Origin of the sequence: Propionibacterium sp. (genome assembly GCF_047719395.1) — a bacterium.
Lineage (GTDB): Bacteria > Actinomycetota > Actinomycetes > Propionibacteriales > Propionibacteriaceae > Propionibacterium.
Genome location: NZ_JBDNTB010000040.1, coordinates 1 through 26608, shown reverse-complemented (window position 1 = coordinate 26608; position 26608 = coordinate 1). Strand labels below are relative to the sequence as shown.

Here is a 26608-nt window from a genome sequence, read left to right as displayed (position 1 = left end):
CCCCCCCCCCCCCGCCCGCGCGGCCCGGCCGCGCCGAGCGCTTCGGGTAAACCACCGCTGCAAAAGGGGAGCCCGGCCCTCCGGCGCCCCCCCCCCCCCAATTCTATGAGTCGGGATCAGTCCTCGTCAGCCTTCTCGACCGCCTTCTTCGTGGTCTTCCTGGCGGCAGGCTTCTTGGCCGGGGTCTTCTTCGTGGTGGTGGTCTTGGCGGCCGCCTTCTTCGGCTTCGAGGCCTTCGCGACCGGCTTCTCGTCCTCCGCCGGCGCCTCGGCCTCGGTGTCCTCGCTGACCTCGGCCTCGGGTGCCTTGACGTCAGCTTCCGCCCCGCTGTCCTCGGCCTCGGCGACATCATCGCTGGACTCATCGGGAATCACGATCGAGCCGTCGGCCTGGAGGTGCTCCAGATCGATCACAGCGCCGGCTGAATCGGTGACCACCGCATCGTTCACGATCTCGCTCAGTGCCTTGCCACGGCGGATCTCACCCAGCCATTCGGGCATGTTGTTGTTCTCGGTCATGGCCTGGATCTGCTGCTCGGGCGAGGTACCGCTCTGCTGAGCCTTCTGCAGCACCAGACGGGTGAACTCTTCCTGACTGACCGGCACATTGCGCACCTCGGCGAGGTTGTCGAGGATCCGCGGGGCGCGCAGCGCCGGCTCTGCGCGCTCGTCGACGTCCTTCCAGAACTCCTCCGGGGTGTCGGCCTCCTCCTCATCGCCGCTGTTCTGCAGGTACTGCTCAATGGTCATCCCGGCCTGGTTGAGCTGAGCATCGATCTGGTCGTGGTAGCCCTTGACCTCGTTCTCCAGCACGCTGGCCGGGAGTTCGAAGTCGACGCGGCTGAGGACATTCTCGAGCACCTTGTCACGCGCCGAATTGGCCTGCCCGATGCGAGACATCCGCTCCAGGTTGTCACGCAGGTCAGCAAGCATCTCCTCAGCGGTGTCGAATTCGGAGACCATCTGGGCGAAGTCATCGTCAACTTCGGGCAATTCCTGCGAGTTGACCTTGGTCACATTGACCTGGATGTCGGCATCCTCACCCTGGTGGAGGCCACCTGCAAGCTTGCTGGTGAAGGTCTTGACCTGGCCGGCTTCCATGCCGGTGAGAGCCTCGTCAAGGCCTTCCACCATGCCACCGTCGCCCAGGCGGTACTGCATGTCGCTCGCCTCGGCATCGGGAACCGGATTGCCGTCCTGGGTGGCGGAGAGGTCGAAGACCACGACATCACCCTCGGCTGCAGCACGATCCACCTCGGTGAGGGTGCCGAATCGATCACGCAGAAGCTTGACCCGCTCGTCAACGTCCTCGTCGCTGACCTCGGCGGACTCGACCTCGACCGAGATGCCCGACAGGTCAGGAATCTCGAAGTCGGGGCGCACGTCGACCTCGGCGCTGAACTCGACGACATCGCCGTCCTCGAGCTTGGTCACCTCGATCTCTGGCTGGCCCATCGGAATGATCTCATGCTCCTTGACGGCATGCGCATAGGCCTCGGGGATGGCGTCGTTGATCGCCTCCTGGAGCACAGTGCCGCGGCCGAAGCGCTGGTCGATGAGCTTGGCTGGCACCTTGCCGCGACGGAACCCGGGCAGATTCACCTGTTCGGAGATCTTCTTGTAAGCCGTGTCGATCTTCGGCTGAAGTTCGGCGAAAGGCATTTCGATGGTGAGCTTCACCCGGGTGGGGTTGAGCTGCTCAACGCTGCTGGGCACTAGATCTCCTGTTTTTCCGGCATTGCGCGAGAGCGCGCAGACAATGCCGCCAATCCTAGCCAGCCGTGACGACGGGCACCAAAGGGCCACCGTTCACGGCAGCAGGGAGGGCGGCAGATGACAGCTCGACTTCCTCGTGAGCTCGATGAGCGTGATCGGCAGTGCTCGGGCAAGCCCACTTTCCTGAGAGTCTTCATGCCTAGTCGTAAGCACTTTCAAGGATCCAGGCAAGGTGACCGGGAATGACCGGGAACGGCTTTCATGCCGCGTGTGGAGCGAACGACGGGAATCGAACCCGCGTAGCCAGTTTGGAAGACTGGGGCTCTACCATTGAGCTACGTTCGCATGCGCTGAGCAGGGACAGAGTATACGACTCCAACCGATGGGTGGTCGCCATCCGCAGGGTCGTCCCGCTGGCCCTTGGCGATTCGTGGCCACGCGGGCCGCTGCGATAGCCTTCCCGATGTTTGCGCACCAAAGACGCGCGGACGGGGTGTGGCGCAGTTGGTAGCGCGCGTGCTTTGGGAGCATGAGGCCGCCGGTTCGAGTCCGGTCACCCCGACAAATCACCATGGGTCTCCACTGCACGAGACCAAAACTAAGGGAAACCTAAGTAGTCGGTTAAGCTTGGCCCGCATCAGAAATGTGAAGACGCAACAGAGGTGGCGCAAGATGGCGGAGAACCAGACCCAGCAGACGGTCAGCGGCTACGAGGAACAGCCGCATGTCAAGGACGGCTGGGTTCCGCCGTGCTGCCGTCCCGCCAAGAAGAGCAAACTCAAGTCGGCCCTCGGCAAGCTGACCGGGAAGTCGAAGGGCTGAGCCGCTAGGGAACTGACCCGTAGGCGGGCGAGCACCACCACACAGGTTGCCATCGGGGCGCAAATTCGATACCTGCCGGACGGCAACCACCACTCAATCGCTCGGCGCAGGTCGCACCGTGCACTCGGCGTCCGGCGCGCAGTCGAACTCACCGATGTCGGTGCTCAGATGTACCCGTGTCCGGGGTGAACCGCCCTGAACATCGATGGTGGCGCTCAATCCGAGCAGGATTCCCCGTTCCTCGCCCTCGCATGTCAGCGACATGCCCAGATGCGCCGCCGCCAGGTCGGAGACCGCGAACCGGTGGCCGGGCTCCCCCGCATCGCAGTTTTCCGCTGTGTGGTGCGCCGGATCGCCCTGCCGCTCGCGGCGCCGGCCCATCTCGGCGGACAACTCCCGTCCCAGGGAGCGCCCCGCGACGTCCATGGCCTGGATGCTGGCCTGGGAGCGCTCCATCATGCCGGAGACCATGCCTCCCACCACGGCACCGCGCAGGTCTTGCCACTGCACCTCACCCCACAGCCGCTCGACCTCGTCGCACAGCCGCAGGATGATCTCGGTCTGTGCTCTTTCCCGGCCGCTTCCCTCGGGGTACGGGAACTCAGCACGGACCCAGTCGATGTCGATTCCAGCCATCTTCAACCTCCCGCACGAATGCTGGCCCGAAGTATCTCACCGCTCACCCGGCAGTCGATGACTTGATCGCAGACACAGTCACGCGGGCCCCCTCGAAGTCCAAGGACTCGAAACAGACCCACGTGCCGGCACCGCATGCGCGATACGACTCACCTCATCTGGCCCGGGAACCCCTCCTGCTGATCGCGCCCCAGATGGCGATCACGATGATGGCGCCGATGATCGCGAAGATCCATGACCAGAGCGAGAAGAAGTGCGTCATGACATCATCCCGGCCGAGGACCAAGTTTCCTATCCAGCCGCCGACAATCGCACCGATGACGCCCGAGATCAGCGTGCCCAGCCAGCCCATGTCTCTCTTCAGGATCGCTTTGGCGATGGATCCGGCAATCAGACCGAGCAGAAGATATGCGAGAAATCCCATTGTCCTACTCCTTTGTGGAATGGTGACCGCGAAGCACGGCCAAGTCGTGTACAACCCCTTCAGCAACGTTTCCCAGAGGCGTATTCCATGAAGTCAGCGAAACGAACCCTCAAAACTCGCCCATCCTGAAGATCTGCTCGTGCGAAACCCTGGAACCGTGTCTGATGGTCATGGACCCCTCGCACCACAACGGGTGCGGTGGATACCGTCCAGTTGCCGAACAACGATCCGCTGAGGAGGAATTGTGCCGATCCGGTCGATCACAGCTGCCGACCTGTCGTTTCAGGTGAGAGACCCTTCCCCCGTCGTCGACATTCGCGATCGCATCGGTTCCCGGCTGATCGGCAGCCTCACCGTGGCCATACCGGCACCCTGGCAGCCAACCCATTCGGCATATCTGGACGATGAATTCGAGTGGGGCTGGTCACATCCCAGCGGGGCATCGTGCACCGCACGTCTCAGCGCTGCCAGCCCCGGCGCCCCCGGAAGCGCTGCCACGCTCCGGCTGGTGGTCACCGCGTCGGCCGGTGCAGCGCTTGAGAGCTCTCCCCCGCAGCTGCACTGGCACGGCTCCGCACCCGTGCGCTGCTGGTTGGGTGGCTCTCGCGCGCTGGCGGTTCTCGATGAACGGCCCGAAGATGGTGTGGTCACCGTCCTCGCACTCACCTCCGGAGTGGGAAGGCCGCACAGCGATGCATCGGCGGAGACCCCCGACGGCCTGGTCATCGATGCAGGGGCCAGCCCCACTGTGCTGGATACCGGCCAGAGCTGGATTTGTACCTGGGCGCTCCGGCGCTCGTCCAACCTGCCGGCCGCGATGGCCAGGACACCGGAATGGTTGCCCCGCTCGGTTGCACCCGCGGCGGGCGAAGCGGTGCGGTTTGAGCTGCCCGACGTGGTCGTGGTCAGTAACGCGGACCAATGTGTCGACGAGCACGGCACCGAGCTGTCGAGCGAGGGGGGCCGTCACGACATTGCGCTGCGGGGGCCTGGCCTGGACTGCACCCTCACCCTGGTCTGGAATGCGGGGCGCCGTGCGCTGCTGGCCGGCAGAGCCACCCAGGTGCTCGAATCCACTGATCCGCGCAAGGCCACCCCGGCACAGGCAGCGATCCTGGACCGGGCGATGGCGGAGCAACTGCTGCCCCATGACCCGGCTCAGGCATTCCTGGACAGCTTCTGTGAGGAATTCTTGGCGCACCGCCACGGGCGCGCGGACGATGGCACGATCGAGGCATCCGCCCAGAACGTCTCGCTGGATCCTCTGGTGCTGCCGGTGCTGGTGGACTGGGCCGCGAATTCAGCCGAGACTCTCACTGCCGTCGCCGGACTGCTCCCGCAGCTGGAGCCCGGGCCAGGGGCGATGCTGGGCTGGCTGGCCGTGAGCCTTGCCTCGCGCACAGCGGGCCTCACCGTCGATGCGCCCATTCCGGTGGACGCCGATGATGTGCTGTACCTGGCCCTGCACGACATCCTGGTGCGCCGTCCAGAGCCCACTGGAGCCGTGTGGCAGAGCACCTACTGGCTGCACGGGCCGCTCCCGGCCGATTTCCCGGCGCCCCAGCCGTTGCGTACGGCGATGGCATGTGCAGTGCTGTCCTTCTGTCCCGCCCGGTGGTGCATGGAGCAAAGGCTCGGCATCGGCGTGCATGAGGAGATCGAGAACACCCGCGCTTGGCTGGCGACAGGCCGGCTCAGTGACGAGGAACTGGCCTGGCTGATGTGGTCATGAATCGGCCTGTTGGGCGAGTCCGTCGGCACCTGCCGACGGTTAGGGGCATCCGTCGGCACCTGCCGACGGTGCGGGGTCATCGGTGGACGCCGGTGAACCGACGGCTGTGGGGCCCTCAGCCAGCAGCCTCTTGAAGCCATCCTCGTCCAGGATCGGAAGCTTGAGCTGTTCCGCCTTGTCAGCCTTGGATCCCGGGTTGGTCCCCACGGCCACGAAGTCGGTCCTGCGGCTCACCGAGCCGGCGGCCCTGCCTCCGCGGGACTCGATGGCTTCCTTGGCCTGGTCGCGGGTGAAGCCCTGCAGGCTGCCGGTGACCACCACTGTGAGCCCGGCCAGGGTCTGGGGCAGGTCCTCGTCCCGCTGGTCGGCCATCGAGACGCCGGCTTCGGCCCAGCGGTCCACGATCTCGCGGTGCCAGTCCACCTCGAACCACTCCTTCACGGAGTCCGCGATGACCTGACCGACGCCCTCTGTTTCGGCCAGCTCGGTGGTCGTGGCCGAGGTGATGGTGGCCATGGAACCGAATCGGCTGGCCAGAGCACGCGCGGCAGTGGGGCCGACATGACGTATGGACAGCGCCACGAGCACCCGCCACAGTGGCTGTTCGCGGGCAGCGGTCAGGTTGGCGAGCAGCTTGATGCCGTTGGCGCTCAGCACGCGTCCGGCCACGATGCCAGGCGTGGTGACCGCCTCAGGATTCTTCAGCTCCTTGGCATTGGGCGCCCGGGTGTAGAAGGGCACGGTGACGAGCTGGGCCGGAGTGAGTGCGAACAGGTCTGCCTCGTTGACGAGCACTCCGGCCTCCAGCAGCGCAGCTGCACCCTCGTAACCCAGCGCCTCGATGTCGAGAGCAGATCGGGAGGCCAGGCTGAACAGACGCTCGCGCAGCTGCGCCGGACAGGTCCTCGCATTGGGACAGCGGATGTCCTTGTCAGACTCCTTCGCCGGACGCAGTGTCGTGCCGCACGCCGGGCACTGCGTGGGCATCACGAATTCCCGCTCGTCGCCGGTTCGCAGTTCCACGACCGGTCCGACCACCTCAGGGATGACGTCACCGGCCTTGCGCAGTACCACCACATCGCCGATGAGCACACCCTTGCGCTTGACCTCATCGGCGTTGTGCAGGGTGGCCATGGCCACGGTGGAGCCGGCGACGCGCACCGGGTCCATCACGGCGAAGGGCGTCACCCGCCCGGTGCGTCCCACATTCACCTGGATGTCGCGAAGCCTGGTGTTGACCTCTTCGGGCGGGTACTTGTAGGCGATGGCCCATCGTGGTGCACGACTGGTCACACCGAGCTCGGCCTGCTCGGCCAGGGCGTCCACCTTGATGACGATGCCATCGATCTCGTGCAACACGTCATGGCGGTGTTCACCGTAGTAGGCCACGTAATCGAGCACCTCGGCGATGGAGTGCACGATCTTGTTGTAGGGGCTCACCGGGAGACCCCAGGCCGCCAATTGCGCATATGCCTTCGACTGGTTGGTGACTTCCAGGCCGGTGTGCACACCCAGGCCGTGACAGATCATCGACAGCGGCCGCCGGGCGGTGACCGCAGGGTCCTTCTGCCGCAGCGAGCCAGCGGCTCCATTGCGCGGGTTGGCAAAGGGCGTGCGGCCCTCGTCGGCAATGCGCTCGTTGAGCTTCTCGAACTCGGCGACCGGGAAGAAGACTTCGCCGCGCACCTCCAGGAGCTCCGGGAAGGGCTGCTCGGATGTCCGGGTGAGCACTCGTGGGATCGCTGCAATGGTCCTGGCATTGGGGGTGATGTCCTCGCCGACCCTGCCGTCTCCCCGGGTTGCAGCGGAGACCAGACGCCCCTCGCGGTATTGCAGGTCCACCGCCAGGCCGTCGATCTTCACCTCGCACAGCCAGTCCGGCTGGTGGCCGAGTGCTGCGACCGTGCGGTCGAACCAGGCGCGCAACTCGTCGAGGGAGAACACATCGTCGAGGCTGAGCAGCCGCTCCGGATGGGTGACGGGCGCGAAATCGGTGACTGAACGTGCGGCCCCGACCCGCTGCGTGGGGCTGTCGGGAATGCGCAGTTGCGGGAAGCGGTCCTCCAACGACTCGAGTTCCACCATGAACTGGTCGTAGCTGGCATCGGTGAGAACAGGATTGTCCTGGCCGTAGTAGGCCTCCTGGGCCTCGTCGATGAGCTTCACCAACTCGGCATGACGACGCTGCTCGTCAGGCCCCGCCTCGCTCACCTCGACTGGGTCGTCACTGGTCGCGTCCCCGAGTTCTGCCATGTGCCCAATCATGCCGGGTGCTCAGGCATGCTGGACCTTCAGCAGCTGTTGTGGCAACCGATCCGGCCCTGATCAGCTCCAGCGCGGCTGCCAGCTGGTGGCCTGGCGTGCGACTGCGTAGGAGGTGATGACCTCGTGCTCGTCGAGCTCCTCGGGCCGGTCGAGCAGCCATTCGGACAGTCCGGCGCGCTCGATCACTTCGACATCACCGGGGGCCTTCTGGATGATCAACCGGCGGTCCTTCACCGGCACGATCACCCCTGTGACACCGAGGTCGAAGCCCGAGTCACGGCTCAAGAGCGTGGTGGCGCGAGTGGCCTGGGTGCGGGAGGTGGACACATAGGGCCTGCCCCGGCCGTTGACCAGGAAGGTATCGCCCTCCACGAACAGCTTCGCACCAGGATGGTTCTTCGCGTTGAGCAGAAATACCCCACCAGGACCCACGACCAGGTGCTGGAGCACCGTCAACTCCGAACTCGAACGAGCGAGCTGCATGAACCCCCACCGCGAGTCGAGGGCAGCGAGACGCACCAGTTCCTGGGCCAGCAGCTCGTCGGCGTCCTCTTCCAGCCGCCGGGCATGACTGTCGGAATTGCGTCCGAGCAGCCGGTAGATGAGGCCTCTGAACCCCGTCTCGGGCCGCTGGGCTGCATAGTCGGAAATGCCCCCGCCCCGCAGGAATTCGTCCCAATCGGCTTGGGAGACCGGATTCGGCATGGCACGACGTGCCGAATAGGCGCGCACTGCCTCCTTGAACGGTTCGTCCGAGGGTGCCAGGGCGCGGCGTGCCGGCACATAGGACGCGAGATCGTTCACGCAGATCACCTAACAGCTGTCGCGGAGAAGCAATGAGTCGCCACACCATACCGAGAAGCCGCACGATGTGATCATCATGAGTCTAGCGATGCGCCCCGTCATCTCTGACATACCGCTGGATCGAGCCGGGCCGAGGATCCCCCGGACCCTGCTCAGTCGAAGATCGGGCCCACCGTGCGGGTGCGCTTGAGCTCGAAGAATCCGTCGTAGGCGGTGACCTTGGAGACACCGTCGAACAGGTTCCCGGCCTCTTCGCCCTTGGGAGCGGGGCTGATCACAGGTCCGAACAGCGCATGGCCATTGATGTGCAGCACCGGCGTACCGACATCATCACCCACAGGATCCATCCCCTCGTGGTGGCTGACGCGCATGGCGTCGTCGTAGACATCGGTGTCGGCGGCATCCGCGATGGACTCATCCAGCCCCAGGGCCTTCAATGCCTCGCGGATCACCTCGATGTCTCCCCTGGGCTGCCGCTGGAGGTGATAACGCGTGCCCAGTTCGGTGTAGAAATCCCGCAGGGCCTGCTGGCCGTATCTGCGATCCACGCCGATGCAGGCCCGGGCGCCCTGCCAGTTCTTGTCGATCTCGGCGCGATAGTCAAACGGCAGCTCACGCCCTTCATTGAGCACCGACAGGCTCATCACGTGGAAGACGGTGTGTACAGGGCGCACCGTCTCCACCTCGAGCATCCATCGGCTGGCCATCCACGCCCATGGGCAAGCCGGATCGAACCAGAAACCAACTTCCTGCACGGAATCATCGCTCATGGCCCCAGCAAAGCGCACGACGGGTAAAGGCACAAGACCGCCAGCCCTCCCCTCCGTGCCGTCACCGCGGCGCCCATGGCAAGGGTTCGGCCGCGGCACTAGCCTCGGATGCAAGCACATCCGCCACGAGAATTTGGAGTCAGAGACGATGAATCCTGCCAACATCACCCGCGACGAGGCATCGGCCAGGTCAGCCGCCATCACCGTTGACTCCTATCACGTGATGCTGGATCTCACTGGTCTGGGCGAAGGGGGGGAGCCGCTGGCAGACCCCGAGGAGACCTTCTGGTCCACCAGCACCATCGTGTTCACCTCCGACGGGTCCGACACCTGGGTGGACCTCATCGCAGATTCGGTGCTGCACGCGGAGCTGGACGGCGCAACCCTCGATTCGGCGTCCTATCGGGACAATCGTCTGCCCCTGCAGCTGAGCACGGGGCGTCACGAATTGCAGATCAGCGCGATCTGCCGCTATTCCCACACCGGGGAGGGCCTGCACCGCTTCGTGGACCCGGCCGACGGCTGCGTATACCTCTACACCCAGTTCGAGACGGCCGACGCCCGCCGCGCCTATGCGTGCTTCGAACAGCCCGATCTCAAGGCCACATTCGAGTTCACCGTGCGCAGCCCGCAGGGCTGGGTGGTGGTCTCCAACTCCCCCACCCCCGAGCCCGTCACCGGAGGCGACGGCCTGCTCACCTGGTTCTTCGCGCCGACACCGCGTGTCTCCACCTACATCACGGCCGTCATCGCCGGGCAGTACTACGTGGACAAGGGCACGGTGATGTCCGCCAAGGGCGAGTTGGGCGCGAATCTGGTCTGCCGGCGTTCGGTACGACGACACCTGGACGCCGATCGCCTCCGAACCACCACCCAGGCCGGTTTCGAGGTCTATGAGAAGGCCTTCGGGCAGCCATATCCGTTCGCGAAGTACGACCAGCTGTTCGTCCCCGAGTACAACGCCGGCGCGATGGAGAACGCCGGGGCCGTGACGATCCGCGATGAGTATTTGTTCCGCTCGCGGGTGACCTCGGCCGACCTGGAGCAACGCGACAACACAATCCTGCACGAGCTGGCGCACATGTGGTTCGGCGATCTGGTGACGATGCGCTGGTGGGACGACCTGTGGCTCAACGAGAGCTTCGCCGAGTGGTGCTCGCACCGCGCCCAGCAGGTCATCGCCGGGCGCGAGGGCGGCGCGAACCCATGGGTCGGCTTCGCCAATTCACGCAAGGGCTGGGCATATCTGCAGGATCAGCTGCCCACCACGCACCCGATCGCCGCAGACATGGTGGACCTGGAGGCCGTCGAGCAGAACTTCGATGGGATTACCTATGCCAAGGGCGCCAGCGTGCTCAAGCAGCTGGTGGCCCTGGTCGGTGAGCAGAACTTCCTGGCCGGTGTGCGCGAATACCTTCATGACCATGCCTTCGGCAATGCCGAATTCAGCGACCTGCTCTCGGCCCTGCAGAAGGCCAGTGGACGCGACCTTTCGGAGTTCGCCGGGGAATGGCTGCAGACCAGCGGCGTGAACACGCTCAGTGCCGGCGTCGAGGTGGATGACAGAGGAATCATCACGAGTTACCAGATCGGACAGAGCGCCCCCGCCGAGCATCCGACGCTGCGCACCCACCACATGGCGATCGGGCTGGGTTCGCTGCACGACGGCCATCTGGAGATCGAGAACTCCCTGGAGGTTGAGGTCGGCGGGGAATGCACGCGCGTGGACGCGCTGGCAGGACGCACGCGCCCCGACCTGCTGCTGCTCAACGACCAGGATCTCGACTACGCCAAGATTCGCCTCGATGACGACTCGCTGGCCATCGCCCTGGCCCATGTCGGCGAGATGCCCGACCCCCTGGCGCGGGCCCTGGTCTGGGGTACAGCATGGGACATGACCCGCGACGCCGAGCTCGCCGCGCAGGACTACGTGGAGATGGTGATCCGGGGCATCGGCACCGAGTCGGACATGACGGCAGTGCGCACCGGGCTGCGCAGGGCACTTGTCGCGGCCACCGCCTATACGGCACCGCACGCCCGTACGGCGTTGCGCTCACATCTCGGCACGGGGATCGCCACTCTGCTGGATGCCGCCGAACCCGGCTCTGAGCACCAGCTGGCCCTGGGCGACGCCTTCATCGGGTCCGCCTGCGAAGCCACCCAGGCGCGGATCTTGAAGGCGTGGCTCGACGGACAGCAGGTGCCCAAGGAGCTGACCATTGACCAGGACCGCCGCTGGGCGATCCTGTCTGCGCTGGCGCGGATGGGTGCCTGCGACCAGGGGCTCATCGACATGGAGTTCACCCGTGACCAGACGATCACCGGGGCAGAACGCGCCGCCGGGGCCAGGGCCGCGCTAGCCGATCCTGGCGCCAAGGAACGCGCGTGGACGCTCGCCACCGAGGATCCGACGGTGCCCAACGCCACACACCTCAGAATTTGCGCGAGCTTCATGTGCTACGGCCAGGAGGAACTGCTGGTCCCCTACCCAGAGCGCTATCTGGGCGTGTGCGAGCTGATTTCAGCCCACGAGGGCATCTGGGCCGAGCGGGGTCATGCCGCCTCGCAGGCCGTGCTGAACCAGCTGTGGCCGAGTCCTCTGGCAGATCGGGCTTTCCTGGATCGGTTCGACGAATGGCAGCAGAAGGCGCAGCTCTCGGCACCGGTGCGCCGCACTCTCAGCGAACACCGGGCCGACACCGTGCGCGCCGTGGCTGCCCAGGAGTTCGGTGCCAGCGTCAATTAAGAGCACCAATGGCCTTCCGGCGACGCTTCGATGGCATGATGGTGCTGCATCCCGCCTCTTGAGCGGGTCGTTGCGACCAAAGGAGTTCCATGACGGAACAAGTCACAGACGCAGCTGCAAAGAAGCCTGCTGATGCCTCGAAGGCGAACATCGGTGTCGTCGGAATGGCAGTGATGGGTTCGAATCTTGCGCGCAATCTCGCCCACCACGGCTACCGGGTGGCGGTGTTCAACCGCACCTATGCGAAGACGCAGAAGCTGATGGCCGAGCATGGCGACGAGGGCGATTTCATCCCCTCCGAGCACGTCGAAGATTTCGTAGCATCAATCGCAGAGCCCCGATCGATCATCATGATGGTCAAGGCGGGCGGACCCACCGACGCCACGATCGACGAGTTACTGCCGCTGCTGTCCCCCGGCGATGTGATCATGGACGGCGGCAATGCCTTCTTCCGTGACACCATTCGCCGCGAGAAGTACGTCTCCGACAAGGGTTTCCACTTCGTCGGCGCCGGTATCTCCGGCGGCGAGGTGGGCGCCCTCACCGGACCCTCGATCATGCCTGGCGGCACCCCCGAGAGCTATCAGACGGTCGGCCCGATGCTGGAGACCATCTCTGCGCACTACAAGGGCGAGCCCTGCTGCGCATGGATGGGCCCCAATGGCGCCGGTCACTTCGTCAAGATGATCCACAACGGCATCGAATACTCCGACATGCAGGTGATCGGCGAGGCCTACGAGTTGCTGCGCGGTGTGGGCCTGACCAATGACGAGTGCGCCGCTGTCTTCGAGAAGTGGAATCAGGGCGAGCTGTCCAGCTATCTGGTCGAGATCACGGTGGACGTGCTGCGTCAGAAGGATCCGCGCACCGGTGCGGACTTCATCGACATCGTCGCGGACCGCGCCAAGATGAAGGGCACCGGCACCTGGACCGTGCAGACGGCTCTCGAGCTGGGCGTGGCCACCACCGGCATCGCAGAGGCCGTGTTCGCACGCGCCGAGTCGAGCCTGGGTGATCTGCGCGAAGCGGGCCAGAAGGCTCTGCAGGGCCCCGATCGCACTGTGCAGGTCAAGGACAAGGACGCTTTCATCGAGGACATTCGCAAGGCGCTGTGGTGTTCGAAGGTGGTCTCCTACTCCCAGGGCTTCGACGAGATTCGCGCAGGTGGCCAGGAATTCGGCTGGGACATCAACGTGGCCGAGGCGGCGAAGATCTGGCGCGACGGGTGCATCATCCGTGCCAAGCTGCTGGAACAGATCCGCAAGGAGTACACCGACGATCACAAGCTGGTCTCGTTCATGTGCGCGCCGTCCATCGCCCCGACGATGGCGGACTACCAGGATTCCTGGCGCCGGGTGGTGGCAGCAGCCATCACCGCCGGTATTCCCGCCCCGGTGTTCTCCGCCACGCTGTCGTACTACGACATGGCCCGTGCCCCGCGGGTGAACGCGGCGCTCACCCAGGGCCTGCGCGACCTGTTCGGCTCGCACACCTATGAGCGTGTGGATGACCATGGCCACTTCCACCTGGAATGGTCCGGCGATCACTCCGAGACTCGTATCGACTGAGATCACTTCTGGTTCAGGCATGAGGCCCAGGGGCTTCGCGACTGGATCGGCACACCGAAGGGCAATGACAGGCCGGGCATCCGATGTACGGCGATGCCTGGCCTGTCGGCGTCGTGTGTGTGGATTCCGGGATCGGCACCTCGGGGCTACCGCCTGGATCTGTGAGGGCGTTGCAGCAGGCGCCGGAAGATGACGCGCTGCTCCCCGCTGTGATCCCTCGGGGTGGGTCCAATGATGTCAGTGCGCTCGACAGGAACTCTCCCTGACGGGCTTTCGGGCACGGTGCACATCCCTCCAGCAGGGTCCACAGCCCCCACAGATCGAATGTTCACCTACGCACGCAGCAGTCCCGATTCCCATGATGGAAACCGAGGGCTTTTCGGGTAGAACTGTGCTGTGACAAAGATTGCACTCGCCATTGCCGGCTCCGAGGCCTCCGGGGGCGCTGGCGCCCAGACTGACATCAAGACCTTTCACACCCTCGGGGTGTTCGGCGCAACCTCGCTGACCTGCATCGTCTCCTTCGACCCGAACAACGACTGGGGTCACCGCTTCGTGCCGGTGGATCCGCAGGTGATCCACGACCAGATCGAAGCAGCCGTGGCGGTGCACGGCCACATCGATGCGGTGAAGATCGGCATGCTCGGTACCCCCACCACGATCGGCGTGGTGGCCGAGGCTCTTGAGCAATACCACTTCGACAAGGTGATTCTCGACCCGGTGCTGATCTGCAAGGGCCAGGAGCCCGGTGCAGCATTGGACACCGACAATGCGCTGCGCGAGAAGATTCTTCCCTTCGCCACCGCCGTGACGCCCAATCTGTTCGAAACCCACATTCTGTCCGGTATGGACGAGATCACACACGTGGACCAGCTCATCGAAGCCGCCAAGCGCATCCACGACCAGGGCGTGCCCTATGTGCTGGCCAAGGCAGGCACCCTGTTCAACACAGGCACGGCACTCGACGTGTTCTACGACGGCTCCACCACCGAGGTCCTCGAGGTCCCCGCCATCGGTGAAGAACGTGTCTCAGGCGCGGGTTGCACACTGGCCGCTGCGATGACAGCCGAGATGGCGAAGGGTGCCTCGCCCCTGGACGCCGCACGTACCGCCAAGCAGGTCGTGGTCTCGGCCATCGAGCACCGGATGCACGGCAACGCCCCCTTCGACTGCGTCTTCCAGGGCTATTACGGCCGCTGACCGGCGAATTCCCCAGATGACCAGACGGCACCGTTCTTGAGGTGAAGAAACCCTGTGGGACTGTCTGTCCTCTCGTCACTGATCCTCGCGAAGCCCTGACTCCCAACCTTGGCCCCCATGGAGGATTCCGAGGACCTTCACGACCAATCCACCGCCCGCATCATGAACCTCGTATGCGATGACCGTGTGCCTTGTACCTGGTGACTCTTCACGCCCGGCCGTATATCGCCTTGTGATCGCCCTGCCAGTGGAAAGCCGGGGTGGCCTGGATGTGGTGGGGAATTCCAGGCACGAAACGCCGAGAGATGTCGGCGGACACCTTTCAGAAATTCCGGTGCTCGGCAGCAGTATCGACTGCTTCATCTGGATCAACTGATGCGAGCAGCCGAAGCGCCAACTGTCGGCGCACCCGCGGAGGCAGGGACATCCCCACCTCGTAGAACTCGGACTCGCCCAAGGACATGATTCAACATCACGGCCCCCATGGCCGAGGCCGGGATTGTGCACACTCGATCGCTCAGGCGCGACGCATGATTCCGAAAAGCCGAGTTCCTCAGACGACCAGCCGTGCGGTCATCGCCTCACGGGTGGATTCAGGCAGCGGGCTGGGACGGCCACTCGCACCGCCGTGCACGAGAACCGTGGTGCAGCGCACCCGCGTCGAGCCCTCCAGGGGATCGATGATCTCGCAGCCGAGCGTCACCGAGGTGGCGCCGACCCGAAGCGGCGCGGTCACCACACAGTAGGGCTCTGGGCGCCAGGCGAGCTGGTGAATGTAGTCAACGTCCTGGCGTGCCACCAGCCACAGATCGGCGTCCGGATCATTGCTGCTGAGCTGTCCGCGCCTCGCCATCGCGGGATCGATGGAAGAAGTCGACTCGATCCGGGCCTCCTGCACCCAATCGAGAATCCGCACATTGTTGACATGTCCGAAGCGGTCCTGGTCACTCCATCGGGGCGCGAGCATGATGGGCTCCCCCCTGCCGTCCAACTGGGTGTCCGACATCTTGCGCCACGGCTCCTCGGGAACCGAGATGGCCTTCAGGCACTCCCTTTCCATGTCGGTGAGCCGGCGCACCCGCTGATTCTCGAAGTCGAAGGGGCACATCACCGTGGCGACCCGGGCGCACAGCTCGCCGTTCTGGCGCAGCTGGTAGGCCATCGAGAATCGAGCGGCACCGACCTTCGTCGCACCCAGTCCGACATCGACCGGTTCGTCACTGAGCACCAGCGGTCGCAGGAACTCGATCCGCTGGCTGACCAGCACCGATCCGTCGACGAGCAGCGCCGGTGCCGGGCTCTCCGCCATGAATCTGGCTCTGGCCTCCTGGGTGAAGTCCAGTGCGGCGACATTGTTGACATGGCCCTGCACGTCCAGATCGGACCAGCGCAGCGGGACTGGTGTGTGGAATGCGGTCATGGATTCTTTACTGGCCTGCCTTGTCCTTGTCATCGTCGTGCGCATCGTCGGTGAGTTCCGAACGTCCAGTCTGGGCGTAGAGCGCCTCGATGACGTCGGCATAGCGCGCCAGCACAATGGCCCGCTTCACCTTCATGCTGGGGGTGAGCTCCCCGGTGTCCTGGGCGAACTCGTGGTCGAGGATCACATAGCGCTTCACGGTCTCCCAGCGCTCCAGGTGCTCATTGGTGATCCGCACGAAACGATCGATCGACTTGCGGATCTCCGGCAGCTGGGTGAGCGTGGCGTAGTCCTCGCCGTCGTGGCCGTGATTGCCGGCCCACTTGAACAGCGCTTCACGGTCCATCGTCAACAGTGCCGTCACATACGGCCGTCCCTCGGCCACGGCGACGGCCTGGGAGATGTACGGGGTGTTGGCCAGCAAGGACGACTCGACCTTCTGCGGCGCAACATACTTGCCGTTGGAGGTCTTCATGAGATCTTTCTTGCGGTCGGTGATCGTCAGATTGCCGTCCTTGTCGACCACTCCGATGTCGCCGGTGTGGAACCAGCCGTCCTGGAATGCCTCGGCGGACTCCTTAGGCAGCTTGTGGTAACCGGGCGCGACGATCGGGCCACGCAGCAGCACCTCACCATCCGGCGCCATCTGCACCTCGATGCCAGGAGCCACCTGCCCCACGGAACCGAACTTGGGTCGAACCGGTACGTTCACCGCGGCGATCGCAGCAGTCTCGGTCATGCCGTATCCCTCGATGACGACGATGCCCGCCGAGTAGAACCAGGCCTGCACCTGGGCGGACAGCTTCGCCGAACCGGACACCATGAAACGGATGTTCCCGCCGAGGGTGTCCCGCAGCTTGCGGAAGACCAGCCTGTCGGCGATCGAATAGCGGAACCTGACCGGCCACGAAGCCCTGTGGTCCGCCAACTGGTGCGGCAGGGATTCACGACCGACCGCGAAGGCCCACCGGGCGATCTTGCCCTTGATGCCCTTGGGCGAGTTCATCGTGAACACTGCCGCGCGGATCTTCTCGTAGATCCTGGGCACGCCCACCATGATCGTCGGATGCGTCTCGGTCATGCCCTGCACGATGCGGTTGATCCTGCCGTCGACCACCATCTGGTAGCCGAAGGCCATCTGGGTGGCGAGCAGATCACGGCCGAACACGTGCGACAGCGGCAGCCACAGATACAGCGAGTCGGACTCGCTGACGACCTCACCCCACAGCTTCTTCATGGACAGGCCCTCGTAGGTCCAGCAGCGGTTGGGCAGTTCTACGCCCTTCGGCCGCCCGGTGGTGCCCGAGGTGTACACCAAGGTGGACAGCGATTCCGGCCCCATCAAGGCCATTCGCTCATCGAGGATGGTGGGATGCTCGGCCAGGCAGTCCCGTCCGAGAGAGTGCAACTCGGACCAGGTGACGATCCTGTCACCGTCGACGCCCTCGGGCCGGTCGTCGTCGAGGAGCACGATGTGATGCACCTGGGAGTCCAGCTCGTGCTGGCTGACAACCTTCTCGGCCTGGGTCCAGTTCTCCGCGACGACGATGACGCTCTCGGAATCGCGCAGGATGTGCAGCTCGTCGGAGGGCTGCGTATTCGGGTAGATGGTGGTCGTGGCCCCTGCCGCGCAGGCAATCCCGAAATCGGCCATGATCCATTCGATCCGCGTCATCGCGGCAATGGCCACCCGCTGCTCGGGCGCGAGGCCCAGGGCGATGAAACCCGCAGCCACCTCATCGGCCTCGTCGCTGACCTCGCGCCAGGTGAGGCCGACCCACTGCTCCGGATCGGTGTACTTCGGTACGAGATAGGCGATCTTGCCCGGCTCGACAGCGGCTCTGTTCCTGAACATCGCTGCGTAGCTCGGGGGGCATTCGGCGAGGATTTCGTCGCGAACGCTGGTCATCATTGCCCCTTTCGTGGCCGTCACGGCCTCACCTTCCCGATCCTAATGGCGCTCCGAGTTCCCCGCCCGGCACACAGCTCAGACGGCGATGACGACCGGCACGATCATGGGGCGGCGGCGGTAGGTGGTACTGACCCACTGGCCGACCACCCGCCGCTGGACCTGCTGCAGGCGGTGGGCATCGTCCACACCATCGGCCATCGCCGAGATCAATGCGTCCTTGATCTTGACCGTGACCTCGTCGAAGATGGCCGGATCCTCCAGGAAGCCGCGCGCCGAGACATCCGGGCCGCTCACGACCGTACGGGAATGCATGTCCACCGCGCTCACCACGGAGATGAAGCCCTCCTCGCCGAGGATGCGCCGATCGGCCAGGGAGGTCTCGGAGACATCGCCCACGGTGGACCCGTCCACGAAGATGTAGGACGCATCGACCCGGCCCACGATCTTGGCGGACCCGGCGTGCAGATCGACGACATCGCCGTCCTGAGCGACGATGGTGCGCTCCGGTGGTATCCCGGTGGACATGGCCAGCTTGGAATTGGCCACCAGGTGCCTCTTCTCACCGTGCACGGGCATCGCATTACGCGGCTGGACGATGTTGTACAGGTAGAGCAGTTCACCGCTGCTCGCATGCCCGGACACGTGCACGAAGGCGTTGCCGCGGTGCACGACAGTGGCGCCCAGCGTGGTGAGCGCATTGATCACCCGGTCGATCGAGATCTCGTTGCCAGGAATCATCGAGGAGGCGAACAGCACCGTGTCACCCGGATCGATCTCGATCACCGGATGCGTCTTGTTGGCCATCCGCGACAGCGCTGCCAGCGGCTCACCCTGCGAGCCGGTGCACATGATGACGACCTTCTCCGCAGGGAAGTCCTGCAGCTTCTGCATGTCGATGAGGGTGTTGCCGGGCACGGTGAGATAGCCGAGATCGCGGGCGACGGCCATGTTGCGCACCATGGAGCGTCCGACATAGCAGACCTTGCGGTCGTACTTGACGGCCAGATTGAGGATCTCCTGGACGCGGTGCACGTGGGAGGCGAACGAGGCCACCACGATCTTCTGCTTGGACTGCACGAAGACCCGTTCCAGAGCCGGCTGGATGTCGCGCTCCAGGGGTGTGAAACCGGGTACCTCGGCATTGGTGGAGTCGCACAGCAGCAGGTCGACGCCCTCCTCGCCGATGCGCCCGAATCCGCGCAGGTCGGTGATGCGGTGGTCCAGCGGCAACTGGTCCATCTTGAAGTCGCCGGTGTGCAGCACATTGCCCGCCGAGGTGCGGATGAGCACCGCGAGAGCGTCGGGAATGGAGTGGGTGACCGCGAAAAACTCCAGGTCGAAGCCCTCCAGGGAGACCTTGTCGCCCTCCTTGACGGTGTGCAGCATCGCCTGACGCAGCCGGTGCTCACGCAGCTTGTTCTCCACCAGAGCCAGGGTGAGCTTGGAGCCGTAGAGCGGAATGTCGACACGCTGGCGGAGAAGATAGGGAACCGCACCGATGTGGTCCTCGTGGCCGTGGGTGAGAACCAGCCCCACGACGTCCTCCAGCCGATCGGCGATGTAGTCCAGACCGGGAAGGATGAGATCGACGCCAGGCTGGGTGTCCTCGGGGAACAGCACGCCGCAGTCGACGATCAGCAGCTTGCCGTTGATCTCGAAGCAGGTCATGTTGCGTCCGACGTCCCCAAGACCGCCGAGTGGAATGATTCGGAGGGTTCCGGATTTGAGCTTCGGGGGGGTCTTGAGTCCATCTACTGCCACTCCTCCACAGTAGCGGCCCTGACCAGCGGAGCAGGAATCTGTGCTGCCCGGGCCCGGCAGCACTAGCCTGGCGCAATGAGCGCGCAGCCGGGAACCGATGGTGGCTTTGCCCGCCTCGCCATGGCCTCCGAGGCGCCCCGCATCGCAGACCTGCAGCGTGCGGCATGGCAGGATCGCGGCCTCGCGGACATCCTGCCGGATGCCGCAGAGGTGGTGGCGAGCTGGCGGCAAGCGATCCTCTGCCCGCCGCTCGCGACCTACCGGGTGCTCGTGGCGCTCAACACCGAACGCACGGAAGTGACCGGTTTCGCCGCCGTCGGGCCCAGCGATGATCCGGATGCCGAGCAGCTCGATGGAATGGTCGGCGAGTTCGTCATCGACTCCGCGCTGCAACGTCGCGGACACGGCTCACGGTTGATGCACGCTGTCGTGGACACCCTGCACGCGGACGGATTCATCCGCGCGACCTGGTGGGTGACGAGCACCGATGACGTGCTCAGAGCATTCCTGGTGGAGTCTGGATGGGCACCCGACGGTGCCCATCGCGAGGTGGGCACCGAACAGGGCGAACTGCGCATCAAACAGATCCGCCTGCACACCACGATCGTCTGAGCCGCGTGCTGACTCGGGCCTGCTCGGCCGTGGACGCAGGTCGTCCCGGACCCCCTTCGGGAAACCCGGGACGACCAGACGCACAGCTGTGGATCAGAGCCGCGGGATGTTGCGCATGTTCGAGGTGGCCATGGAGACCACTTCACCGGCGCCCTTGTTGAGCACGACCTTGCTCATGGCGGTCGCGAAGCCGATGAGCATCTCGCCCTTGATGGTGGGCGGCAGACTCAGGGCATTCGGGTCGGTGAGGATTTCCACCAGCGCTGGGCCATCTGCGGCGAAGGCATCGGTGATGGCGCCGCGCACCCGCTTGGGATCCTCGACGCGCTCCGCGTGGAACCCGATCGCCGAGGCCACCCCGGCGTAGTTGACGTCGTGCACATCAGTGCCGAAGTCGGGAAGGCCGTTCACCAGCATTTCCAGTTTCACCATGCCGAGCGTGGAGTTGTTGAAGACCATCACCTTGATCGGCAGGTTGTGCATACGGGCAGTGACCAGCTCGCCGAGGAGCATGGACAGACCGCCGTCACCGCTCACCGAAATGACCTGGCGCTTCGGCTCGCAGGCCTGGGCACCGAGCGCCATCGGCAGCGCATTGGCCATCGAACCATGCAGGAAGGAGCCGATCAGGCGACGGGTGCCCAGCGGGTCGATGTAGCGCGCGGTCCAGACATTGCACATGCCGGTGTCGGCGGTGAACACGGCGTCCCTGTCGGCCAGCTCATTGAGCAGGTGCGCCACGTACTCGGGATGGATCGGCCTGAGATTCTCGGCCTTGCGCGTGTAGGCGCCCACCGGGGACTTCATGATCTTGGCATGCCGCTTGACGGTGCTCTTGAGGAAGCTGTCATCACGACCCTTGGAGATCTTGGGGGTCAGCGCGGTGACGAGTGCCTTCACATCGGCGATGATGGGGAAGGAGACATCGGTACGACGCCCGAGCTTGGACCCGTCGCGATCCACCTGCACCGTGAGGGTGTCGGGAAGGAACTGATTGTAGGGGAAATCGGTGCCCAGCAGCAGGAGCACGTCGGCATCGTTCATGCCCTCGGCTGCGGCGCCATAGCCGAGCAGGCCAGTCATGCCGACGTCGAAGGGATTGTCGTACTGGATGAAGTCCTTGCCGCGCAGGCTGTGACCGATCGGGGCCTTCAGCTTGTCGGCCAGCGCGATGACCTCATCGTGGGCGCCCTGTACGCCATAACCTGCGAAGATCGCAACCTTCTTGGACTTGTTGAGCAGCGTCGCGAGATGCTCGAGATCCTCCGGGTTCGGCTCGAGCACCGGTACCCGCGTCTCGCGATACACGGGAGTGGGTGCGCTCGCCGGCTTGTCGGAGATGTCACCGGGGATGGTGACCACGGAGACACCCTGTTCGGCGACGGCATGACGGATCGCAGAATTGATCACCCGAGGCGCCTGGTCCGGGGTGGACAGCATCTCGCAGTAGACCGAACACTCCACGAAGAGCCGGTCGGGATGGGTCTCCTGGAAATAACTCGAACCGATCTGGACACTCGGAATGTGCGAGGCGATCGCCAGCACCGGGGCGCCGGAGCGCTGGGCGTCGAAGAGGCCGTTGATGAGATGAAGATTGCCCGGGCCGCAGGAGCCGGCGCAGACGGCGAGCTTGCCGGTGAGCTGGGCTTCTGCCGAGGCGGCGAAGGCCGCAGCTTCCTCATGACGGACGTGCACCCAGTCGATGCCACCCTTGGCCGAACCTCCCGTCTTCCTCACGGCGTCGACGATGGGATTGAGGGAGTCACCCACGATCCCGTAGATCCGGGTGACACCGGCGTCGACGAGTTGTTTGACGAGTTGTTCGGCTACGTTCATAAATGTCTCCTGGCCCCGAAGTCAACAGATGCACGGCAACGCGCACGGCGAAACCGACGGTACAACTACACCGCCGGTTCCGTTATTCCTGTGAACATCTCAGAGAACAGCGTGCACGTCGATGCCGTGCTGGTTCAGCGCAGCTGGGACAGGTCCACGTTGTTTCCGTGCACCTGGAGTACAACTCCCCTGCTGTCCACGCTGATCCCGGAATAACTCAGCCCGCCCGGAAGCGCGGGCAGCACCATTTTGGACCGGATCCTGCTGGCGGCACCGGTGACGATGTCCGACGGCACCTGGACGCCCGCCACCTGGGCGGTGGGATCCACCAGGGAGAGTTGTCCGGAGCTGTCCGCCAGAACCAGCGTGGCGACGATATTTGCCTGCACGCTCACACCGAAGCCGTTGAATTTGGTGCTCGCTCCCACCTTGTTGTCTCCGGCGAGTGACATCGTCACTCCGGTGATCCGGCTGACCTCTGCCCAGCCGATGACCACGGAGCCGTCCAGAGATTCCGCGTGGGTTTGGTCGCTGCCGGTCATCGGGGCCAGACCACGGATGTCGACATCGGCGGAGTCGAGGTTCAAATCATGGCCGTCGAACGAGAGAGGCGTGGGCCCGACGGAAACCTCCGCATGACCGAGCTGGTTCCTGGCCAGCGACAGCAGAAAGGGCCAATCCTCGATGTGCGCCTCGGCCGGCTGGGAACTGCCGAGCTGACTGGTGATTTGGCGGGAGAACTGGGTCTGGGCCCTGTCCTTCACATACTCGTTGACCACCAGGAACGCCGCGACGAACAGCGCGATGACGACGAGCACGACCACCAGCCGGCGGTGGGAGCCGTGCCGGATGGGCTTTCCGGGAGCGATCTGCTGCCCTGAGGGGCTCTGCTGGTCAGTCAAGGCCGAGGATCTCGTCCATGCCGACGGTCAACCCGGGCCTGCCGCTCACCGCGCGGATCGCGGTGAGCACACCGGGCATGAAGCTGACCCGGTCGTATGAGTCGTCGCGAATGGTGAGGGTCTCGCCGCTGGTGCCGAGCAGCACCTCCTGATGGGCCACCAGACCCTGCAGGCGCACCGAGTGCACCGGGACGCCGTCGACGCGGGCGCCACGGGCACCGTCGAGGGAATGTTCGGTGGCGTCCGGCATGGCCGGGCATCCGACCTCGGCGCGGGCGGCTGCGATGCGCTGCGCCGTGCTGGTCGCGGTGCCTGAGGGCGCATCCAGTTTTCGGGGATGGTGCAGTTCGACGATCTCAACCGAGTCGAAGAAGGGTGCCGCCTTGGCCGCGAAAGCCATCATCAGCACCGCGCCGATGGAGAAGTTGGAGGCGATGACCACTCCGGTGGAGGGTGCCTCGCCGAGCCATTCGCGCACCTGGCCCAGCCGCTCATCGGTAAAACCGGTGGTGCCCACCACCACGTGAACGCCGTTGTCGATGCACCAATGAATGTTGTCCATCACCGCATCGGGCTGGGTGAAGTCGACCATCACATCTGCTCCGGCGGCCGCTGCGCGGTCATCGCCCAGGCCGATCCTGGCCTCCAGGCTCATGTCTGGTGCCGCTTCAACGGCCTCGCAGACCGTGCTCCCCATCCGTCCGCTGGCTCCGAAGACGCCGACCTTCACCATTGTTCCCCCGTCACCTATGAGGGCTCGCCCAGTCTGTTCGTCGGGCTGACACCCGGCGCCACACTATCTCGGCCGGCAGCCGGGACATCCGGGCATGGAACAGGCCGGCCACCTGGAGGCGACCGGCCTGTGATCTCGGCTCAGATGCTCGACCGGGCGATCAGGCCTGGACCTCTTCGACCTCGAGCACCGGGGTGAGGGACAGCTTGCCGCGGTCGTCCACGTCGGCGATCTCCACCTGGAGCTTCTGGCCCACAGCGAGCACGTCCTCAACATTCTCCACACGCTTGCCCTCGTTGAGGGAGCGCAGCTTGGAGATGTGCAGCAGGCCGTCCTTGCCGGGCAGCAGGGAGATGAAGGCGCCGAAGTTGGTCAGCTTGACGACGGTACCGAGGTAGCGCTCGCCCTTCTCCGGCATCGTCGGGTTGGCGATCCCGTTGATCATGTTGCGCGCAGACTCCGCGGCCTCACCGGTGTCGGCACCCACGTAGATGGTGCCGTCCTCCTCGATGGAGATGTTGGCCCCGGTGTCGTCCTGGATCTGGTTGATCACCTTGCCCTTGGGCCCGATCACCTCGCCGATCTTGTCGGTCGGGATGTGCAGGGTGAGGATGCGCGGCGCGTACGGGCTCATCTCGTCCGGCGTGTCGATGGCGTCGTGGATCACACCGAGGATGGTGTGACGCGCTTCGCGGGCCTGCAGCAGGGCGGCAGCCAGCACATCGGCCGGAATGCCGTCGAGCTTGGTGTCCAGCTGCAACGCGGTGACGAACTCGCTTGTGCCGGCAACCTTGAAGTCCATGTCACCGAGAGCGTCCTCGGCGCCCAGAATGTCGGTGAGGGCGAGGTAGTTCGTCTTGCCGTTCTCGTCGGTCTCCGACATCAGGCCCATGGCGATGCCTGCCACCGGAGCCTTGAGCGGCACACCGGCGTTGAGCAGGGCCAGCGTGGAGGCGCAGACCGAACCCATCGAGGTGGAGCCGTTGGAACCGACAGCCTCGGAGACCTCGCGGATCGCATAGGGGAACTCCTCACGGGTGGGCAGCACGGGCACGATGGCGCGCTCGGCGAGTGCACCGTGGCCGACCTCGCGGCGCTTCGGGGAGCCGATGCGGCCGGTCTCACCGGTGGAGTACGGCGGCATCTCGTACTGGTGCATGTAACGCTTGGTCTTGGTGGAGCCGAGCGTGTCGATCTTCTGCTCCATGTCGAGCATGTTCAGCGTGGTGACGCCCAGCACCTGGGTCTCGCCGCGCTGGAACAGGCCGGAACCGTGCACGCGCGGGATGACCCCGACCTCGCTGGACAGCGCCCGGATGTCCTTGGGGCCACGGCCGTCGATGCGGATGCCCTCACGCAGCACGCGGGTGCGCACGATCTTCTTCTCAAGGCCCTTGAAGGCCGAGGCGATCTCGCCCTCGCGGCCCTCGAAGCGCTCCTCGGCGACCATCGTGTCGAGGATGGAGTGCTTGAGCTCGCTCTCGGCGTCCTGACGGTCGAGCTTCGCGGCGATCTGCTCGATCTTGTCGAGCTTGTCGTAGCCGAGTTCGCTGACCTTCTCCCAGACGTCATCCTCGTACTCCTTGAAGACCGGGAAGTCGTAGGTCTCCTTGTTCACCTGCGCGGCCAGCTCGGCCTGCGCATCGCACAGCGTCTTGATGAAGGGCTTGGCTGCCTCGATGCCACCGGCGACGATCTCCTCGGTGGGGGCGGTACGCCCGGAGCGGACGAGCTCCCAGGTGGCCTCGGTGCCGCCGGCCTCGACCATCATGATGGCGACATCACCGCTGGTCAGCACGCGACCGGCGATGACGATCGAGAAGGTGGCCTCCTTCTCCTGCTCGACGGTGGGGAATGCGACCCACTGATCGCCGATGAGGGAGATCCGCACGGCGCCGATCGGGCCGCTGAAGGGCAGGCCCGAGATCTGGGTGGACATCGACGCGGCGTTGATGGCGACCACGTCGTACTCGACCTGGGGGTTGAGCGCCAGTACGGTGATGACGACCTGCACCTCGTTGCGCAGTCCCTTGCGGAAGGCGGGACGCAGCGGGCGGTCGATCAGACGGCAAGCCAGGATGGCGGATTCGCCGGGGCGGCCTTCGCGGCGGAAGAAGGAGCCGGGGATGCGACCGGCGGCGTACATTTTCTCGTCGACGTCGACCGTCAGCGGGAAGAAATCGATGGCCTCGCGCGGCTTCTTCTGCGCGGTGGTCGCCGACAGCAGCATGGTGTCACCGTCGAGGTAGACGGCAGCGGAGCCGTCAGCCTGACGGGCAAGCTTTCCGGTCTCGAAGCGGACGATGTGCTTCCCGAACGAGCCATTGTCGATAATGGCCTCGGAGTATTTGATATCTGGTCCCTCCATGGGATTCCTTTCGTGAGGGAATTGCCGCAGGCACGGACGCGCGCAGAGCCGGTCTTCGATCGAGGTCTGCGGGCAGAGCCCGCAGACCACCACCGAGGACCGAAGCTTGATCTGGCATCCATGGCCGCGACGGGTTGACAGTGCGCCGTGGGCACACCCGATCAAGCGTAACCGAGATGTAATCGAAAGCCCACGTACCCCGGCGCGTCGGGCAGGTGGTGGGGAATTTCGTCGCAGGCAAGTGCATCGCCGGAAACGACGTCCTGGAAAACAAGCTCGCGAGGAATAGCCGGGTCATGGCTCCCTGCGCCGTGGCAGGGCTGGCACCGGTGGGGGGGGGGGGGGGGGGGGGGGGGGGGGGGGGGGGGGGGGGGGGGGGGGG

The 26608-nt window shown here is 65.0% G+C and carries 19 protein-coding genes and 2 tRNA genes; 7 read left to right on the top strand and 14 right to left on the bottom strand.

From position 1 onward, the window contains the following. Nucleotides 1-116: 116 nt before the first annotated feature. Nucleotides 117-1715 (bottom strand): trigger factor, encoded by a 1599-nt coding sequence (tig, locus tag ABF648_RS08240; protein WP_415631814.1) that lies wholly within the window; start codon nucleotides 1713-1715, stop codon nucleotides 117-119. A gap of 271 nt (nucleotides 1716-1986) precedes the next feature. Then, nucleotides 1987-2060 (bottom strand) — tRNA-Gly (locus ABF648_RS08235). A gap of 144 nt (nucleotides 2061-2204) precedes the next feature. On the opposite strand from ABF648_RS08235, the gene ABF648_RS08230 reads away from it, so the two are divergent. Next, nucleotides 2205-2277 (top strand) — tRNA-Pro (locus tag ABF648_RS08230). A gap of 83 nt (nucleotides 2278-2360) precedes the next feature. After that, on the top strand, nucleotides 2361-2537 hold the full coding sequence (locus ABF648_RS08225; protein ID WP_415631813.1) for a hypothetical protein: 177 nt from the start codon (nucleotides 2361-2363) through the stop codon (nucleotides 2535-2537). Between the two features lie 93 nt (nucleotides 2538-2630). Here ABF648_RS08225 and ABF648_RS08220 read toward each other — a convergent pair whose 3' ends face one another. Together ABF648_RS08220 and ABF648_RS08215 are read right to left on the bottom strand one after the other, a co-directional pair. Next, complete coding sequence (locus tag ABF648_RS08220; protein WP_415631812.1) at nucleotides 2631-3173, bottom strand: hypothetical protein; 543 nt, start codon at nucleotides 3171-3173, stop codon at nucleotides 2631-2633. Nucleotides 3174-3327: 154 nt separating this feature from the next. Then, complete coding sequence (locus tag ABF648_RS08215; RefSeq protein WP_415631811.1) at nucleotides 3328-3597, bottom strand: GlsB/YeaQ/YmgE family stress response membrane protein; 270 nt, start codon at nucleotides 3595-3597, stop codon at nucleotides 3328-3330. A 244-nt stretch (nucleotides 3598-3841) separates the two neighbouring features. Here ABF648_RS08215 and ABF648_RS08210 point away from each other — a divergent pair, with 244 nt between their 5' ends. Beyond that, the gene (locus tag ABF648_RS08210) at nucleotides 3842-5329 is read left to right on the top strand and encodes a hypothetical protein (protein ID WP_415631810.1); all 1488 of its coding nucleotides are present in this window, start codon (nucleotides 3842-3844) and stop codon (nucleotides 5327-5329) included. A gap of 39 nt (nucleotides 5330-5368) precedes the next feature. Here the strand turns inward: ABF648_RS08210 and ligA are convergent, their stop codons facing one another. The 3 genes from ligA to ABF648_RS08195 all read right to left on the bottom strand — a co-directional run bounded on the left by ligA (nucleotide 5369) and on the right by ABF648_RS08195 (nucleotide 9168). Then, nucleotides 5369-7582, bottom strand: a complete 2214-nt coding sequence (gene ligA / locus ABF648_RS08205) for an NAD-dependent DNA ligase LigA (protein WP_415631809.1) — start codon at nucleotides 7580-7582, stop codon at nucleotides 5369-5371. A gap of 72 nt (nucleotides 7583-7654) precedes the next feature. After that, nucleotides 7655-8398, bottom strand: coding sequence for a nuclease-related domain-containing protein (locus tag ABF648_RS08200; RefSeq protein ID WP_415631808.1), 744 nt, complete (start codon nucleotides 8396-8398; stop codon nucleotides 7655-7657). 152 nt (nucleotides 8399-8550) lie between these two features. Further along, entirely contained in the window at nucleotides 8551-9168 is a 618-nt protein-coding gene (locus ABF648_RS08195; RefSeq protein ID WP_415631807.1) for a disulfide bond formation protein DsbA, read from the bottom strand. A 148-nt stretch (nucleotides 9169-9316) separates the two neighbouring features. Here ABF648_RS08195 and pepN point away from each other — a divergent pair, with 148 nt between their 5' ends. The 3 genes from pepN (at nucleotide 9317) to ABF648_RS08180 (ending at nucleotide 14682) form a co-directional block, all read left to right on the top strand. Then, nucleotides 9317-11914, top strand: coding sequence for an aminopeptidase N (pepN, locus tag ABF648_RS08190; protein WP_415631806.1), 2598 nt, complete (start codon nucleotides 9317-9319; stop codon nucleotides 11912-11914). An 89-nt stretch (nucleotides 11915-12003) separates the two neighbouring features. Beyond that, nucleotides 12004-13482 carry an NADP-dependent phosphogluconate dehydrogenase gene (gene gndA, locus ABF648_RS08185; protein ID WP_415631805.1) on the top strand — a complete coding sequence of 493 codons (1479 nt, stop codon included), beginning with the start codon at nucleotides 12004-12006 and terminating at the stop codon, nucleotides 13480-13482. A 396-nt stretch (nucleotides 13483-13878) separates the two neighbouring features. Next, nucleotides 13879-14682 carry a hydroxymethylpyrimidine/phosphomethylpyrimidine kinase gene (locus ABF648_RS08180; RefSeq protein WP_415631804.1) on the top strand — a complete coding sequence of 268 codons (804 nt, stop codon included), beginning with the start codon at nucleotides 13879-13881 and terminating at the stop codon, nucleotides 14680-14682. A gap of 553 nt (nucleotides 14683-15235) precedes the next feature. Here ABF648_RS08180 and ABF648_RS08175 read toward each other — a convergent pair. The 3 genes from ABF648_RS08175 to ABF648_RS08165 are packed head-to-tail and all read right to left on the bottom strand — an operon-like array spanning nucleotide 15236 to nucleotide 19775. Next, nucleotides 15236-16102 carry an acyl-CoA thioesterase gene (locus ABF648_RS08175; RefSeq protein WP_415631803.1) on the bottom strand — a complete coding sequence of 289 codons (867 nt, stop codon included), beginning with the start codon at nucleotides 16100-16102 and terminating at the stop codon, nucleotides 15236-15238. 7 nt (nucleotides 16103-16109) lie between these two features. Continuing rightward, complete coding sequence (locus ABF648_RS08170) at nucleotides 16110-18035, bottom strand: AMP-dependent synthetase/ligase (protein ID WP_415631802.1); 1926 nt, start codon at nucleotides 18033-18035, stop codon at nucleotides 16110-16112. Between the two features lie 54 nt (nucleotides 18036-18089). Next, on the bottom strand, nucleotides 18090-19775 hold the full coding sequence (locus tag ABF648_RS08165) for a ribonuclease J (RefSeq protein ID WP_415631801.1): 1686 nt from the start codon (nucleotides 19773-19775) through the stop codon (nucleotides 18090-18092). Nucleotides 19776-19850: 75 nt separating this feature from the next. Here ABF648_RS08165 and ABF648_RS08160 point away from each other — a divergent pair, with 75 nt between their 5' ends. Further along, nucleotides 19851-20387: a GNAT family N-acetyltransferase gene (locus tag ABF648_RS08160; protein WP_415631800.1), complete on the top strand. Its 537-nt coding sequence runs from the start codon at nucleotides 19851-19853 to the stop codon at nucleotides 20385-20387. 93 nt (nucleotides 20388-20480) lie between these two features. On the opposite strand, the gene ABF648_RS08155 is transcribed toward ABF648_RS08160, so the two are convergent. From ABF648_RS08155 to ABF648_RS08140, 4 genes are all read right to left on the bottom strand, one after another. Further along, on the bottom strand, nucleotides 20481-22223 hold the full coding sequence (locus ABF648_RS08155; RefSeq protein ID WP_415631799.1) for a pyruvate dehydrogenase: 1743 nt from the start codon (nucleotides 22221-22223) through the stop codon (nucleotides 20481-20483). A gap of 134 nt (nucleotides 22224-22357) precedes the next feature. Then, nucleotides 22358-23125, bottom strand: a complete 768-nt coding sequence (locus tag ABF648_RS08150; RefSeq protein WP_415631798.1) for a DUF2993 domain-containing protein — start codon at nucleotides 23123-23125, stop codon at nucleotides 22358-22360. Beyond that, entirely contained in the window at nucleotides 23118-23858 is a 741-nt protein-coding gene (dapB, locus tag ABF648_RS08145) for a 4-hydroxy-tetrahydrodipicolinate reductase (protein ID WP_415631797.1), read from the bottom strand. The genes ABF648_RS08150 and dapB overlap by 8 nt, the downstream gene beginning before the upstream one ends. A 160-nt stretch (nucleotides 23859-24018) precedes the next feature. Next, the gene (locus ABF648_RS08140) at nucleotides 24019-26226 is read right to left on the bottom strand and encodes a polyribonucleotide nucleotidyltransferase (protein WP_415631796.1); all 2208 of its coding nucleotides are present in this window, start codon (nucleotides 26224-26226) and stop codon (nucleotides 24019-24021) included. Nucleotides 26227-26608 lie beyond the last annotated feature (382 nt).

Coding starts and splice junctions, on each gene's coding strand:
- ABF648_RS08220 (WP_415631812.1), bottom strand. CDS start 3,173: ATGGCTGGAATCGACATCGACTGGGTCCGTGCTGAGTTCCCGTACCCC.
- ABF648_RS08215 (WP_415631811.1), bottom strand. CDS start 3,597: ATGGGATTTCTCGCATATCTTCTGCTCGGTCTGATTGCCGGATCCATC.
- ligA (WP_415631809.1), bottom strand. CDS start 7,582: ATGGCAGAACTCGGGGACGCGACCAGTGACGACCCAGTCGAGGTGAGC.
- ABF648_RS08195 (WP_415631807.1), bottom strand. CDS start 9,168: ATGAGCGATGATTCCGTGCAGGAAGTTGGTTTCTGGTTCGATCCGGCT.
- pepN (WP_415631806.1), top strand. CDS start 9,317: ATGAATCCTGCCAACATCACCCGCGACGAGGCATCGGCCAGGTCAGCC.
- gndA (WP_415631805.1), top strand. CDS start 12,004: ATGACGGAACAAGTCACAGACGCAGCTGCAAAGAAGCCTGCTGATGCC.
- ABF648_RS08175 (WP_415631803.1), bottom strand. CDS start 16,102: ATGACCGCATTCCACACACCAGTCCCGCTGCGCTGGTCCGATCTGGAC.
- ABF648_RS08160 (WP_415631800.1), top strand. CDS start 19,851: ATGAGCGCGCAGCCGGGAACCGATGGTGGCTTTGCCCGCCTCGCCATG.
- ABF648_RS08155 (WP_415631799.1), bottom strand. CDS start 22,223: ATGAACGTAGCCGAACAACTCGTCAAACAACTCGTCGACGCCGGTGTC.
- dapB (WP_415631797.1), bottom strand. CDS start 23,858: ATGGTGAAGGTCGGCGTCTTCGGAGCCAGCGGACGGATGGGGAGCACG.
- ABF648_RS08140 (WP_415631796.1), bottom strand. CDS start 26,226: ATGGAGGGACCAGATATCAAATACTCCGAGGCCATTATCGACAATGGC.